Here is a 14,286-nt window from a genome sequence, read left to right on the forward strand (position 1 = left end):
GCCGCCTCAGCGCGTGCCTGGCTTGTCGCCGACCTCGCGGAGCGCGGCGACGATCTTGGGATAGGCGCCGCAGCGGCACAGGTTGCCGCTCATGCGCTCGCGGATTTCTTCATCGCCAAGCGGCAGCGTGGGCGCCGCCAGCGGCTGCACCACGCTGGCCTCGCCGGCGCGCGCCTCGGCCAGCATGCCGACGGCGGAGCAGATCTGCCCCGGCGTGCAGAAGCCGCACTGCAGTGCGTCATGCGCGATAAAGGCCGCCTGCACCGGGTGCAGCGCGTCGCCGTCTGACAGGCCTTCGATGGTGGTGAGATCACGGCCCTCCTGCATCATGGCCAGCGTCAGGCAGGACTGGATGCGCCGCCCGTCGCTGAGGACCGTGCAGGCGCCGCACTGGCCGCGGTCGCAGCCTTTCTTGGTGCCGGTCAGGTACATCACTTCGCGAAGCGCGTCGAGCAACGTGGTGCGTGGTTCGAGTTGCAGGGTGTGGGATTGGCCGTTGATCCGGAGCGTGACGGGTCGCGCGGCGCTGCCTGGGGGCGTGGTGGCATCGCGCCGGGAGGGCTCCTTGTGTTCGGACATTGTGCTGACCTTGTGTGGACGGGGCGGCACCATGGGGATGGCGTCGCGCCTGACAGTGCAGCAAGAACGACAGCAAAATCGGTGCCCGGCGGCGGCGGCACGCCAGTATCGGCAGCGGGAGGGAAGCGGTGCCGCCAGGTGCGTCAGAACTCCACGGGGGGCTTGTAGAAATTACGCTCGCGCCAGTCGGCCCGCAAAAAGAAAAGCGGCGCACGATGGCGCCGCCCTTGGCATTGTCAGCGAGGCTGAAACGCCTTAGCCCTTCAGCACGCTGCCGATAGCCTTCGCCACGATCCCCACGTTGCGCTCATTCAGGCCGGCCACGCACATGCGGCCCGAGCGCAGCAGATAAACACCGTGCTGCTCGCGCAGGCGCTCGGCCTGGTCGGCGCTCAGGCCGGTGTAGGTGAACATGCCGCGCTGCGTCAGGTACCGCGACAGCGCTTCGCCGCTGACATGGTCGCGCAGGTTGTGGTGGATCGCTTCACGCATGCGCGCGATGCGGCCGCACATCTGCGCCAGTTCTTCTTCCCACAACTGGCGCAGCTCGGGGGTAGTCAGCACCTTGGCCACCACGCGCGCGCCGTGCGTCGGCGGGTTGCTGTAGTTGGCACGCACTGCGCCGGTCAGCTGGCCGAGCACGTTGGCGGCTTCGCCGGCGGTGTTGCAGAACACGCTCAGGCCGCCGCAGCGCTCGCCATACAGCGAGAAGTTCTTCGAGAACGAGTTCGCCACCAGGCAGGGCACGTCTTGCGCCACCAGTTCGCGGATCGCAAAGGCATCGTCCTCCAGGCCGGCGCCGAAGCCCTGGTAGGCCATGTCGACGAAGGGCAGCAGGTTGTTGGCCTTGATCAGCGCGATCAACTGGCGCCACTGGTCCTGGTTCAGGTCCACGCCGGTCGGGTTGTGGCAGCAGGCGTGCAGCAGCACGATGCTTTGCGCGGGGATGGTGCGCAGCGCGTCCATCATCGCGTCGAACTTCAGGCCGCCGGTGGCGTCGTCATAGTATGGATAGGTGTTGACCGTGAAGCCCGCGCGCTCGAACACCACGCGGTGGTTTTCCCAGCTCGGGTCGCTGATCCACACCTGCGACTGCGGGTAGTAGCGCTTGAGGAAATCCGCGCCCACGCGAAGCGCGCCGGAGCCGCCCAGCGTCTGCAGCGTGGCGATGCGGCCGGCGGCGCGCGCCGGGGAGTCTTCGCCGAATACCAGCGCCTGCACCGCGCTGCGGTAGCCCACCAGGCCCGACATCGGCAGGTAGGGACGCGGGCCCATGTCTGCCAGCAGCGCGGCCTCGGCCTTGGCGACGGCCTGCATCACCGGCAGGCGGCCGTCATCGTCAAAATAGATGCCGATGCTCAGATTGACCTTGTCGGTGCGGGGATCTTTCTGGAAGTCCTCGTTGAGAGAGAGGATCGGGTCGCCGGGGAAGGCTTCGATGTGTGCGAACATGGGATGCGATGGAATCAGGTCGGAGGGGGCTGCTGCGTGGCGTAGGCAGGCGCCGGGCACCGCGCAGCAAGGATTCTAACCGGCGGCGCCCGCAGGCTGCAGGCGCCGCACTGGCCGGTCAGCGCAGTTGCTGGGCGGCGACGCCGTCCTGCACCGTGGCGGCCGCGTTCTTCTGGCGCAGCAGGTAGCTGACGCCGAGGACCACCAGCCACACCGGGATCAGGTAGACCGAGAGGCGCAGGCCTTCAGTCAGGAACATGACCACCAGGATGCCGGCCAGGAACACCAGGCACAGGTAGTTGGTCAGCGGATAGCCCCAGCTCTGGAACTTCGTGGCCTGGCCTGCGCGGCGCTTGTCGGCGCGGAACTTCAGGTGGATCAGGCTGATCATCGCCCAGTTGATGATCAGGGCCGACACCACCAGACCCATCAGCAGCTCGAAGGCCTTGCCCGGCATGAAGTAGTTGATCACCACGCACACCGCGGTGGCCAGCGCCGAGAAGCCCAGCGCCGTCAGCGGGATGCCGCGCTTGTTGACCTTCATCAGCGCCTTGGGCGCATTGCCTTGCTGGGCCAGGCCGTACAGCATGCGGCTGTTGCAGTACACGCCGCTGTTGTAGACCGACAGCGCCGCGGTCAGCACCACCACGTTCAGCACGTTGGCAACCCAGTTGCTGTTCAGCGCATGGAAGATCAGCACGAACGGGCTGCCGCCGGTGACCACGTTCTCCCACGGGTACAGCGACAGCAGGACCGCCAGCGCGCCCACGTAGAAGATCAGGATGCGGTAGATCACCTGGTTGGTGGCCTTGGGGATGGTCTTCTCGGGCGAATCCGCTTCCGCCGCGGTAATGCCCACCAGCTCCAGCCCGCCGAACGAGAACATGATCACCGCCATGGCCATCACCAGGCCGCCCATGCCGTTGGGGAAGAAGCCGCCGTGCTGCCACAGGTTGGCCACGCTGGCCTGCGGGCCGGCATTGCCGGACATCAGCAGGTAGCCGCCGAAGCCGATCATGCCGATGATGGCCGCGACCTTGATGATCGAGAACCAGAATTCCATCTCGCCGAAGGACTTCACGCTCGACAGGTTGATCGCATTGATCACCAGGAAGAACACCAGCGCCGAGACCCAGGTCGGGATTTCCGGCCACCAGTACTGTACGTAGATGCCGACGGCCGACAGTTCGGCCATGCTCACCAGGATGTACAGCACCCAGTAGTTCCAGCCGGAAATAAAGCCGGCGAAGTGGCCGCAGTACTTGTCGGCGAAGTAGCTGAAGGAACCGGCGACGGGCTCGTCCACCACCATCTCGCCGAGCTGGCGCATGATGAAGAACGCCACGATGCCGGCGATCGCGTAGCCCAGCAGGACCGACGGTCCCGCCATCTTGATGGTCTGGGCGATACCCAGGAAAAGGCCGGTGCCGATGGCGCCGCCCAGCGCGATCAGCTGGATATGCCGGTTCTTCAGGCCACGCTTGAGCGTGCCGTCATTGCTGCTTGCATGCATTCAGTTGTTTCCTCTACCCATTCTCATGGAATGTGGCCCGCGTCTCTGGCTGTTTGGAGTCGGACGCTTGGGCCGGGGGACGCCACCAACCGCGCGGCAGGGTGACTGCCGCGTGGGAGGTTCGCTTACCGGAACCGGCTGGTGCCTGACAGAGGCGGCCGGTCAGTGAAGGCGATGCCGGTCAGGCCTCGACCTTGAGCGTGCCGCGTGCGATCTGGTCGCGTTCCAGCGACTCGAACAGGGCTTTGAAGTTGCCTTCGCCGAAGCCTTCGTCGCCGCGGCGCTGGATGAACTCGAAGAACACCGGGCCGAGCGCGGTCTTGGAGAAGATCTGCAGCAGCAGGCGGGGCTTGCCGCCTTCCGTGGTGCCATCCAGCAGGATGCCGCGCGACTTCAGTTGCTCCACGGGCTGGCCATGGCCGGGCAGGCGCGTGTCCAGTGCGTCGTAGTAGTAGTCGTTCGGCGCGGTCATCAGCGGCACGCCTGCCAGTTGCAGGCGGTCGATGACCTCGATCAGGTTGTCGGTCAGGAAGGCGATGTGCTGGATGCCTTCGCCGTTGAAGGCCATCAGGAACTCTTCGATCTGGCCGGCGCCCTTGGACGATTCCTCGTTCAGCGGAATGCGGATTTTACCATCGGGGGCGGTCATGGCCTTGGAGGTCAGGCCGGTGTACTCGCCTTGGATGTCGAAATAGCGGATTTCGCGGAAGTTGAACAGCTTTTCGTAGAAGTTGGCCCAATAAGCCATGCGACCACGGTAGACATTGTGCGTCAGGTGGTCGATCAGCTTGAGGCCGTGGCCGACCGGGTGGCGGTCGACGCCCTCGATGAACTCGAAGTCGATGTCATAGATCGACTTGCCTTCCTCGAAGCGGTCGATCAGGTATAGCGGCGCGCCGCCGATCCCTTTGATCGCGGGCAGGCGCAGTTCCATCGGGCCGGTCGGGATTTCCACCGGTTGCGCGCCCAGTTCCAGCGCGCGGGCGTAGGCCTTGTGCGAATCCTTGACGCGGAACGCCATGCCGCAGGCGCTGGGGCCGTGCTCGGCGGCAAAGTAGGCGGCGTGGCTGTGCGGCTCGCGGTTGACGATGAAGTTAACTTCGCCCTGGCGGTACAGCACCACGTCCTTGGAACGGTGCTTCGCCACAAGCGTGAAGCCCATCTGCTCGAACAGCGGCTCGAGCACATTCGGGGTGGGCGAAGCGAACTCCACAAATTCGAAGCCCATCAGTTGCATCGGGTTGTCAAACAGGTCGGCCATGGCTTTCTCACTAAGGGGAAGTTAGGTGATTGGATTGGTGCGACGCCGGCAAAGTGCCGTCGGGCAGGGCGGGCGCGCACCGGAGATCGGGATTCCGGTTCAGCGTTCCGCGCCATCGGCGCTGGTGCCTGGCGTGCCAGGCAGGGAAGGCGGGTTCGTGGTCATGGGGGGGCGTCAGAACCGGTCAATCGGGAAATATTATTGCAGTGGCGACATTGCCCGGATCGGGTGGCGCCGGTGCCAGTCAATGCTGGCCAACCAAGTAATGGCAGTGGCTTTATGTCGCTGGCTTGGGATGCAGTGTATATTCTGCCCAGCAAAATTGGATTTCGTTAGCCACGCAGGGAAACCCTAGCTTATGAAATCAAATTGCTTGAATCCATGAGGTGAGGAAATCAAAGTGCAAACGATCGAGCTGGACCGTACCGATCGCCGCCTGCTGGCGGTCTTGCAGGAGCGCGCGCGCGCCTCCAACCTTGAGCTGGCTGAGGCAATTGCGCTGTCTCCGGCACAAACGCTGCGACGCCATCGCCGCCTGGAAGAGGCGGGGCTGGTCAAACGCTACGAAGCACGACTGGATGCCGCCGCGCTCGGCCTGGGCGTGGTTGCCTTTATCCACGTAACGATGGAACGCGGGCATATCCGCGAGCTGTCCAACTTCAAGCGGCTGGTGGCGGAGCTGGCGCAGATCCAGGAGTGTTTTTCCGTGACCGGTGATATCGACTACGTGCTGAAGGTGGTCGCGAAGGATCTGAAGGCTTTGTCTGACTTCCTGCTCGATACGCTGATGCGCATCCCGGGTGTCAGCGCGGTCAAGTCCAGCGTCTGCCTGGACGAGATCAAATGCACCAGCGCGGTGCCGGTGGAAGCCTGAAACCCCGCGCCGGGGTTTCCGCTACTCCGGGACGGTGTCGATCCGGTCGCACGCCACGTTCATCTCGTGGCAAACGGCGCACCAGGCGGGACATGAGCCGGGCTTGCTGGCGTTTGGCGCCCTGTCCGGCGCATCTTTGGCGGGCGGGGCGGGTGGCGGCGCATGAACCATCATCGCCGGCTGCGGCGGCGGATGGCCACCGCTGCACGCGCGTGCCACCGCTTCGTCCAGGGCCTGCAGGCCCACCGGCTTGACGATCACCGCATTCATGCCGGCAGCCAGCGCAGCAGCGTGATCTTCCGCCACGGCGCTGGCGGTGCAGCCGACGATCGGCACATCGCGGACTGCGTCATCGCGGGCCCGCACCGCACGTGCGAATGCCAGGCCGTCCATCACCGGCATCGCGCAGTCGCAGACGATGACATCGAACACCGCGCCATCCAGCCTGGCCAGCCCGTCACGGCCGTCCTTCGCGGTAACCACATGATGGCCCAGGTACTCCAGTTGGCGCTGCAGCAGCAGGCGGTTGGGCGCGTGGTCGTCGATCACCAGGATGCGGGCATGGCAGCGCGCGCAGCCCGGCATTGGCACCGGCTGCGCCGGCGCGGCAGCTACGGCGTCGGCCAGCGCCAGCGGCAGCGACACCGTTACACGCGTGCCCTGGCCAGGCTGACTGGACAACGCAATCTGCCCGCCCATCGCGCTGGCCAGTCGCTGGCAGATCGCCAGGCCGAGCCCGGTGCCGCCTGCGTGCGAGCGCGACTGGTCATGTACCTGAGCGAACGGCTCAAACAGCTGCGCTTGCGCTTTGGGTTGTATGCCGATCCCCGTATCGGCAACGGTCAGCGTGACGGCCTGCTTGCCGTCGGCGGCCGGTTCGGCTTCCACTCGGACCCGGATCGCACCACGATCGGTGAAGCGCACGGCGTTCGACACCAGGTTGCCCAGGATTTGCCGGAAGCGCAGGCCGTCGACCTGGTGCAGCGGCGCGATGCCGGCGCCCGTTTCGCTGGTCAGCGTTAGCCCTTTCTGCTCGGCTACGGGACCAAAGATCAGCAAAGTGTCGTTGACCAGCGCCGGCAGCGATGCCGGCGCCGGGTGAATGCTGAACTTGCCTGCCTCCATCTTAGACAAGTCCAGGATGTCGTCGATCAGTGCCAGCAGCCCGACCGCCGCCTGATGCGCGGTGACCAGCTGCAGGCGTTCGTGGTCAGGTAGCTGGCATTGCGCCAGTGTCAGCTCCAGCATGCCGGTGATGGCGTTCATCGGCGTGCGGATCTCATGGCTGACCGAAGCCAGGAAAGTGGATTTGGCGCGGTTGGCGGCTTCCGCCTCGGCCTTGGCGTGCGCCAGTTCTGCCAGCATGTCGTGGCGTTCGGTCAGGTCGACCCAGCCGCCCGCGAGGCCCTTGACCTTGCCGTCGGCGCCGCGCAGCGGGGTCATCCAGTTGAGCACGTGATGGCTGCGCCCCCGGAGCCGCAGGCAACGGTCCTTGCGCAGCGGCTCACCCTTGTCGAGGACCTTGCGGTAGTCGCGCGCCAGCTCGGCCATGTCGGTGACGACGGGATGCACATGGCCCGGCGCATCGATCGGCTGACCCCGCAGCCGATCGCGCGTGGCGCCGACGAGTTCCTCGTAGCTGCGGTTGCAGGTGATGAGCCGCAGCGAGGCATCGCGCAGGTAGACCGGCTGCGGGATGCCGTCAAGCAGCGCCGACTGGATCGCCACGTGGTCCTTCCACGCGCTCTCGGCGGCGCGGCGCCGGCGTACTTCGCGCTGGAGCACTGCGATCCATGCCAGCAGGCCTGTACTGAGGCCGCAGAGCAGCATCGCGCCCCAGCCGTACAGGCGTTCATGGGCAAGCGGTGCGGCGCGCAAGGGGGCCATCGTCTGGCTCATGGCGCCGGTTGAAAAGGCGAACAGGAGCATCGCAGCCCAATGATGCAACACAGTATTTGCTTGGTGGCGGTGCGATGGGGCGAGGGATGCCGCGCGGGCGGATTTCGAACCGAACGGCAGACAGGAAAGGCAGGGCAGGCGGGGCAAGGCGAATCAGGAAAATGCGGCTTGCATTTACTCTATGAGCCAAGCTGCACCGCCTCATTCAGACACATCCGAAAATGCCTGTGGAAATTTCCGATTCGAAAGGCGACATTGCCTACGTGCTGCCATTGGCGGGCCTGCAGCGCTAGGTTAGCCCGCGCCCCCACCGACGGAATGCATGTCGGGCGAGCTTCTGCACAATTGCAAGTGCGAACGCGGCGCTATGATTCTCCTCGCCGACAGTGATGCATACGCGCTCTCGCGGACGAATGTGCCGGCATGGGACAAATAGGACACCTACTGAACTTTTCACTAAGATGGGAAGATTCGTCGCAAGCCTCGGAACATTCAGGTGTATTCGTGAGCAAATGCTGAGCACAATGCTGCAACGCCTGACTGCGTGCCCTTCACGCGGCACAGAAAAGTTTGCTATGGAGTGAATGCAGTGGCCACTATCCTGATCGTCGACGATCATCCGCCCGTGCGAGTCGTCCTCAAGACCCACTTGTCCCAGGTGCTGGGCGTCACGCATGTACTGGAAGCGGACAACGGCCAGGCTGCCGTGGAAATCGTGCGGCAGTATGCGCCCGACGTGGTGATCCTCGACCTGGACATACCGAAGATTAATGGCCTTGACGTGATCCCCCGCCTCAAATCCGTGCATCCGGGCGTGCGCATCCTGGTGATCTCGGGCCAGGACCAGAATACCTTTGCCCCGCGGGCGCGCCAGGCGGGCGCGCATGGCTACGTGAGCAAGACCCAGGAACTGTCGGAGATCGTGCGCTGCGTCGAATCGGTGCTGGCGGGCTACACGGTGATGCCCGAACTCGAACACTGCAAATCCGATTTCAGCGATGAGGCATTGCGCCTGGTCAGCCTGTCGGACAAGGAGCTGATTATCATGCAAATGCTGGCCAAAGGCATGAGCAACAAGGAGATCGGTGAAGTCCTGTTTATTTCCAATAAGACCGTCAGTACCCACAAGACGCGGATCATGGAAAAGCTCGGGGCGCGCTCGCTTGTGGATGTCATCGATTTTGCGCGGCGCCACCATATTGCGGTCGGCTAGCATGGCGAACCTGGTTTCCTTAGCATTGCCGGGGGGCGCGCTGCCATGACCGGCGCGCTTCTGATTGCAGCCCTGCGCGACGGACAGTGGGCCGCCAGCCTGGCGGCGCTGCTGCAGCGGCTGGGGTTTGCACCGCACCTGGCCGCGCCGGCTTCGGCAATTGCGCCGGCATCGGCCGGCAAGGTCGGGCTGGTCATCGCCGGGCCGGGCACGCCCGTGCCGCCAACGCTGCTGGAAGGCTGGCATGCCGCCGGCGCGCTGTGCGCGGTCGCGGTATCGCCCGGGAAACACGCGGACCATGGTGCCTTCGTGGCCCGATTGCCGGCGCCGACAGCCGAGGCGGCGATTCTTGCCATGCTTGCCGAGCGCCATTACGTTGCGCTGCCAGCGCACGAGGCCGCCGCGATCCCTGCTGCGATTGCTGCGCAGACCCTTGGTGACGCGGCCTTCGCGGCCGAATTGCTGCAGGCGCTGGTGATGTCGGCGCAGGCCGATCTGGCGCAACTGCGCGCCGCCGGCACCGAACTGGAAGCGTGCGGCAGCATCGCGCATCGGATGAAATCGTCTGCGCACTACATCGGTTGCGACGCGCTGCGCGTGCTGGCTCAACGCATGGAAGACGCCGCCCGCGGCGGCGATGCCGGCACGGTGACGCTACTGCGCGCGGTCTTCGAGCCGACCTGCGCGCGGCTGATAGAACTGCTGACGGCACTGTCGGCCAGGACATAACTCCCCGCCACGGGGCGATTATCAGGCACGGTGATTTACCGGATTGGCGTAAGCGCGCCACTTGATTATTCTGGATTAACGGTGGCTGGTTATTCTGAATATCCGGTAATGAATGCTGCCGATTCATTCGGCGCGGGCATGGATGGATTTTGGCGCGGCAATTCCAGCCAGATTATTTTCCAGGCCCGGTGCCGGCATTTTCCGGGATCGGGTCATGAACCATGCGTTGGCGGCATTGCCGGAATCGGCCTTCTATTTCCACCTGGCTGCGGTGGCGCTGCTGCTGCTGTCGTTTTTTACCGGCCGCGCCATCTTGCAGGTGATGGCCACGCGCGAGGGGCGTCGCGAACGGGCGCAGCGCCTGGTGCGCGTTGCAATTGGCCGGGTGGCCGCGCTCGGCGCCATCTGGACGGCGATCGTCTATGGGCACGGCGCTTGGGAGCGCGCCGGTGCCCACAACTGCCGGCACCTGCCGACGGTCGATGCGGCTGTGCGCTACGCCGCAGAATACTGCTACCTGCGCCATGACCGGCTGCTGCTGCGCGTGTATGGCGAAGGGCGTGGCGAAGGGCGTGGTGAAGGGCGCGGGGTGGGGCGCGAGCATTTGCTGGCCCATCGCACCATCACCAGCGTCGGTCCGGTCCACGTGAGCTGGGACGGCCAGGCGCTGGTTTACGCGTCCCCGGCTGGGGGCGCGCAGGGACGGTTGGCGTTGCCCCCTTCATGGCGCGACCGCTTGCTGGCGCGGCTGCCCTGAAGCCCCGGCTGGTTATCGGTTCAGATCCCGCGCCCGCCGGGCTCGATGCGGTGCTGGCGCGGAGGAACCTGGCGCAACGCGCTGCGCTCAGTGCGGGGCGGCCGCCGGGATATCGGTGCTGCAGCTGGGCGCCGCATCGTCGTGCGAGTGCACGTGCAGCGCGCCCGGCACGTGGCGGCTCTCAAGGCCCTTGCCCTGCAGCCACTGGGCGGTGGAGGCAGCGGCGCGGTCGATCAGTTCGCCGCAGCGCGTGTAGTCGTAGGGCGAGATATCGAGCGGGCACAGCGGCGGCACCACACTGATATGCGCGCGGTCGGCAAAGTGCTGCAGGTCGTGCACCAACTGGCGCGCCACCAGTAGCGACAGCGCATTGAAGGCATGCTCCAGCGCGCCACGCGGCGCCCGGCGCTCGGCGCAAGTGAAGCCCGCGGGCAGCACGATCACGCGGTTGGCGCCGAGGGCGATCGCGGTGGATACCGGGGTGTTGTTGGCCACGCCGCCGTCGATCAGCGTGCGGCCCTCGAACTGCACCGGCGGGAACACGCCGGGGATGGCGGCGCTGGCCAGCACCGCATCGACGATGTTGCCGTGCGAGAGCAGCACCTCGTCGCCGCTGCTCATGTCGGTCGCGACCACATGGAGGGGCAGGTCAGCTGCTTCCAGCTGGCGCGGCCCGAAATGCCGCGCCAGCAGCGCGCGCAGTCCCGCCGACTCGACCAGGTGTCCGCGGCTGCGTCCGACCATGCCGAGCACGCTGCGCCAGCCCCACGGCATGATGTCGGCACGGCGGATGTTGCGCCACAGCTGGTCCAGGCGGCCAGCGCCGGCAACGCCGGGGTTGCAGGCGAAAAAAGCCCCGTTGATTGCGCCCGCCGAGGCGCCAATGACGATGTCGGGCGTCACGCCCCATGCCACCAGCTCGCGCAGCATGCCGACCTGGATTGCGCCGAGGCTGCCGCCGCCGGCAAATACGAAGGCTGTCTTGTCCATGGCTGTCGTGATGGCGCGGTGCGTCCGCGCCGTCTCCCCCTTGGATGTTGGCTCGCGTGTCCCGACCCTAGCAAAGCATAGGCGACACCAGACCGGCTGGGCAGTCCCCGAAGCGCCGGTCCGGTCACGCCGGTGCTTCGGGACCAAATAATGCAATTAACCGCCAGAAATTTTCCGCAACTTCAAACGCAGCTGGCAGCGGGAAGGAGCCCGCCTGGCCTCGCTGGCACCAGTTGGCACCCGCTGGCGATACCCGCGGCTGCGGCAGTGCATGCCGGGCCGGGGAGTATTCGGTGCGTTATTCCAGAAATTCGTCGGGGGCAATCCCAAGCTGGCTGGCCATATGCTCGACCAGCGCCTGCAGGCGGGCGACCTTCTCCGACAGCGCCTGATGTTCCGCGCGCAGTTGTGCAAGTTCGGCGACAGTCCCCGGACCCGCTTCGGCACTGCCCTGGCTGCCGCCGAAAGCCAGCTCCTGCGCGGCTTCGAGCCCCGCATCGCCACTCAGCAGGTGCATCCAGCGGTTCTCGCGCGCGCCCGGCGCGCGCGGCAGCCGCACCACGAAGGGCGGCTCGCGCTCCGCCAGTTCTTCCAGGAACCCCTCCACCGACGAAATATCGGCAAACGCGTGCAGGCGGGCCGTGTTCAGGCGCAGTTCCGCCGCAGTCTGCGGCCCGCGCAGCAACAGCATCGCCAGCAGCGCGACTGACTGGCTTGGCACAGCCAGCGCGCGCTGCATGTTGTGCTCGAAGCGTGGCACGCGGCTGCTGCTGCCCTCGAAGACCAGGCTCAGGTGCTTGAGACCGTCGATGGCGTCGAGGATCTCGGGCTCGCTCACGTTCATGACGGGGGCGCGGGCGGTCTTCTGGTTGCAGCCGGAGGCGAGGGCGTTGAGCGACAGCGGATAGGTGTCGGGGACGGTGTGCTGTTTTTCCACCAGCACGCCGAGCACGCGGCCTTCGACGGCGGACAGGGGCCGCGGCGCGGGGCGGGCGGGGCGTTCACCAGGCTGGCTGGCGTCGGAGACGGAATCGGGTTGCATCAAGACTCTGGGTTGGACTCGGGCCGCGCCTGCCGGCCTGGCAGCGCGCTCCCATTCAAGCGCAAGGCAGCGCCAGGCGCAACTATGCCATGACGAGATCGCCGCGCCGCTGCTTGCGACCAGTTCGCCCCTCGCATTCTGTGGCGTGCCGTCTACTATCGATAGGCCGCGCCGCAGCCGGCGGGCGCGTGCACAGACCACAGGGGGCGAAATGGCGATTTCACGGGGGGAGGCGATGGCAACGGGCGCCGCCGATGGTGAGTCTGGCAGCGCGGGCGCAGCGTCTGAAGGCGGCGGCCTGGAAGCGCCGTACTCCACGCTGGAGTCGCGCTGGCACCAGATGTTCCCGCAGCTCGGTGCCGAAGACATGGCACGGGTGCAGCGCTTCGGCACGCCGCAGCGCTGGCGCGCCGGCGAGAAGCTGTTCTCGGTCGGACAGACCGGGCGCGGCATGTACCTCGTCACCAGCGGTTGCGTCCGCATCGTGCGCCGCGACGGGCTGGGCCGCGAGCACACGATCACCGAACAGGGACCGGGCCACTTCCTGGCCGAGGTGGGCACGCTCAGCGGCCGGCCGGCATTAGTCGACGGCGTCGCCGTGACCGACACCGACGGCTACGCGATCACGCCCGAACGCCTGCGTGCGCTACTGGTGGCCGAGGCCGAACTGGGCGAGCGCATCATGCGCGCGCTGATCCTGCGCCGCGTCGGCCTGATCGAGTTCGGCAGCGGTCCGGTCCTGGTCGGCCACGGCACCGAGCCGCTGCTGCTGGCGCTGCAGGCGTTCCTGCGGCGCAACGGCTACCCGCATACCGTGATCGACATGGACGTGGACGGCGATTGCTCGCTGCTGCTCGAATACGCCCACGCGCCCGCGAGCGACTTCCCGCTGGTGATCTGCCCCGACGGCCGCGTGCTGCGCGCGCCGGACGAAGGCCAGCTGGCGTCATGCCTGGGGTTGTTGCCGGAGTTCGACCCGGACCATGTCTATGACGTGATCGTGGTGGGCGCAGGACCGGCCGGCCTGGCGACAGCGGTGTATGCGGCATCGGAAGGGCTGTCGGTCGCGGTGATCGACTGCCGCTCGCCTGGCGGCCAGGCTGGCGCCAGCGCGCGCATCGAGAACTATCTGGGCTTTCCCACGGGCATATCCGGGCAGGCGCTGGCCGGACGGGCCTTCGTGCAGGCGCTGAAGTTCGGCGCGCATATCGCCATCCCGTTGGAAGTCAAGGCCCTGCATTGCGGCACCGACCCGATCCGGCTGGAGCTTGTCGACGGACGCATGATCCCGACCCATACCGTGGTGATCGCCACCGGCGCGCAATACCGCCGGCCCGGCATTGAGGCGCTGGAGCGCTTCGAGGGGCGTGGCGTGTACTACTGGGCCTCGCCGGTGGAGGCCAAGCTGTGCCGCAATGAGCCCGCGATGCTGGTCGGCGGTGGCAACTCGGCCGGGCAGGCGGCGGTCTACCTGGCGTCGAACGCCGCGCATGTGCATATGCTGGTGCGCGGACCCGGGCTGGCCGCGACCATGTCGCGCTACCTGATCGACCGCATCGGTTCGCTGCCTAATGTCACGCTGCATACCCATGCACAGATCGCCGCGCTGACGGGAAACGGTTGGCTGTCGCGGGTGCGCTACGACGCGCCGGGCGAAAGCCCGAGGCCGGTGGAAATGGACGTGCGCCACCTGTTCCTGTTCATCGGCGCGGACCCCAACGCGACCTGGCTGCGCACCTGCCATGTCGAGGTCGACGACAAGGGCTTTGTGCGCACCGGAGGCGGCGAACTTGGCTGCGCGGCGGCGGTGCCCTATCCGCTGCAGACCAGCGTGCCGGGTGTCTTCGCCATCGGCGATGTACGCTCGGGCTCGACCAAGCGCGTTGCGGCCGCGGTGGGCGAGGGCGCCGCGGTCGTGGCGCAGATCCACGACTACCTGGCGAAAGTCCAACTGGCGGCAGCCAGATAGCGCAGGCT

12 protein-coding genes are annotated in these 14,286 nt (G+C 66.4%); 5 read left to right on the plus strand and 7 right to left on the minus strand.

What is annotated here, in order from left to right; all coding sequences use genetic code 11:
• Nucleotides 1-6 precede the first annotated feature (6 nt).
• The 4 genes from ACIP1U_RS21220 to hppD all read right to left on the minus strand — a co-directional run bounded on the left by ACIP1U_RS21220 (nt 7) and on the right by hppD (nt 4,805).
• The gene (locus tag ACIP1U_RS21220) at nt 7-579 is read right to left on the minus strand and encodes a (2Fe-2S)-binding protein (RefSeq protein WP_400318922.1); all 573 of its coding nucleotides are present in this window, start codon (nt 577-579) and stop codon (nt 7-9) included.
• Nucleotides 580-834: 255 nt separating this feature from the next.
• Complete coding sequence (locus ACIP1U_RS21225; protein ID WP_400318925.1) at nt 835-2,031, minus strand: amino acid aminotransferase; 1,197 nt, start codon at nt 2,029-2,031, stop codon at nt 835-837.
• A 118-nt stretch (nt 2,032-2,149) separates the two neighbouring features.
• Entirely contained in the window at nt 2,150-3,544 is a 1,395-nt protein-coding gene (locus ACIP1U_RS21230) for an amino acid permease (protein ID WP_400318928.1), read from the minus strand.
• Nucleotides 3,545-3,725: 181 nt separating this feature from the next.
• Entirely contained in the window at nt 3,726-4,805 is a 1,080-nt protein-coding gene (hppD, locus tag ACIP1U_RS21235) for a 4-hydroxyphenylpyruvate dioxygenase (RefSeq protein WP_316154029.1), read from the minus strand.
• Between the two features lie 400 nt (nt 4,806-5,205).
• Here hppD and ACIP1U_RS21240 point away from each other — a divergent pair, with 400 nt between their 5' ends.
• On the plus strand, nt 5,206-5,679 hold the full coding sequence (locus ACIP1U_RS21240) for an Lrp/AsnC family transcriptional regulator (protein WP_063240375.1): 474 nt from the start codon (nt 5,206-5,208) through the stop codon (nt 5,677-5,679).
• Nucleotides 5,680-5,700: 21 nt separating this feature from the next.
• Here the strand turns inward: ACIP1U_RS21240 and ACIP1U_RS21245 are convergent, their stop codons facing one another.
• Nucleotides 5,701-7,578: an ATP-binding protein gene (locus ACIP1U_RS21245; RefSeq protein ID WP_400318932.1), complete on the minus strand. Its 1,878-nt coding sequence runs from the start codon at nt 7,576-7,578 to the stop codon at nt 5,701-5,703.
• Nucleotides 7,579-8,167: 589 nt separating this feature from the next.
• On the opposite strand from ACIP1U_RS21245, the gene ACIP1U_RS21250 reads away from it, so the two are divergent.
• The 3 genes from ACIP1U_RS21250 to ACIP1U_RS21260 all read left to right on the plus strand — a co-directional run bounded on the left by ACIP1U_RS21250 (nt 8,168) and on the right by ACIP1U_RS21260 (nt 10,277).
• Nucleotides 8,168-8,791, plus strand: a complete 624-nt coding sequence (locus ACIP1U_RS21250) for a response regulator (RefSeq protein WP_400318935.1) — start codon at nt 8,168-8,170, stop codon at nt 8,789-8,791.
• A 45-nt stretch (nt 8,792-8,836) separates the two neighbouring features.
• A complete protein-coding gene (locus ACIP1U_RS21255; RefSeq protein ID WP_400318937.1) occupies nt 8,837-9,520 on the plus strand; it encodes an Hpt domain-containing protein in 684 nt (227 codons plus the stop codon).
• Nucleotides 9,521-9,734: 214 nt separating this feature from the next.
• Nucleotides 9,735-10,277 carry a hypothetical protein gene (locus ACIP1U_RS21260; RefSeq protein ID WP_400318940.1) on the plus strand — a complete coding sequence of 181 codons (543 nt, stop codon included), beginning with the start codon at nt 9,735-9,737 and terminating at the stop codon, nt 10,275-10,277.
• Between the two features lie 87 nt (nt 10,278-10,364).
• Here the strand turns inward: ACIP1U_RS21260 and ACIP1U_RS21265 are convergent, their stop codons facing one another.
• Nucleotides 10,365-11,267, minus strand: coding sequence for a patatin-like phospholipase family protein (locus ACIP1U_RS21265; RefSeq protein ID WP_400318942.1), 903 nt, complete (start codon nt 11,265-11,267; stop codon nt 10,365-10,367).
• 298 nt (nt 11,268-11,565) lie between these two features.
• Entirely contained in the window at nt 11,566-12,309 is a 744-nt protein-coding gene (locus ACIP1U_RS21270) for a YceH family protein (protein WP_400318945.1), read from the minus strand.
• 211 nt (nt 12,310-12,520) lie between these two features.
• On the opposite strand from ACIP1U_RS21270, the gene ACIP1U_RS21275 reads away from it, so the two are divergent.
• Nucleotides 12,521-14,278, plus strand: coding sequence for an FAD-dependent oxidoreductase (locus ACIP1U_RS21275; protein WP_400318948.1), 1,758 nt, complete (start codon nt 12,521-12,523; stop codon nt 14,276-14,278).
• Nucleotides 14,279-14,286 lie beyond the last annotated feature (8 nt).

Origin of the sequence: Cupriavidus sp. NPDC089707, from assembly GCF_044748965.1 — a bacterium.
Classification (GTDB): Bacteria; Pseudomonadota; Gammaproteobacteria; order Burkholderiales; family Burkholderiaceae; genus Cupriavidus.

Coding starts and splice junctions, on each gene's coding strand:
- ACIP1U_RS21220 (WP_400318922.1), bottom strand. CDS start 579: ATGTCCGAACACAAGGAGCCCTCCCGGCGCGATGCCACCACGCCCCCA.
- ACIP1U_RS21245 (WP_400318932.1), bottom strand. CDS start 7,578: ATGAGCCAGACGATGGCCCCCTTGCGCGCCGCACCGCTTGCCCATGAA.
- ACIP1U_RS21265 (WP_400318942.1), bottom strand. CDS start 11,267: ATGGACAAGACAGCCTTCGTATTTGCCGGCGGCGGCAGCCTCGGCGCA.
- ACIP1U_RS21230 (WP_400318928.1), bottom strand. CDS start 3,544: ATGCATGCAAGCAGCAATGACGGCACGCTCAAGCGTGGCCTGAAGAAC.
- ACIP1U_RS21225 (WP_400318925.1), bottom strand. CDS start 2,031: ATGTTCGCACACATCGAAGCCTTCCCCGGCGACCCGATCCTCTCTCTC.
- ACIP1U_RS21260 (WP_400318940.1), top strand. CDS start 9,735: ATGAACCATGCGTTGGCGGCATTGCCGGAATCGGCCTTCTATTTCCAC.
- ACIP1U_RS21255 (WP_400318937.1), top strand. CDS start 8,837: ATGACCGGCGCGCTTCTGATTGCAGCCCTGCGCGACGGACAGTGGGCC.
- ACIP1U_RS21275 (WP_400318948.1), top strand. CDS start 12,521: ATGGCGATTTCACGGGGGGAGGCGATGGCAACGGGCGCCGCCGATGGT.
- hppD (WP_316154029.1), bottom strand. CDS start 4,805: ATGGCCGACCTGTTTGACAACCCGATGCAACTGATGGGCTTCGAATTT.
- ACIP1U_RS21270 (WP_400318945.1), bottom strand. CDS start 12,309: ATGCAACCCGATTCCGTCTCCGACGCCAGCCAGCCTGGTGAACGCCCC.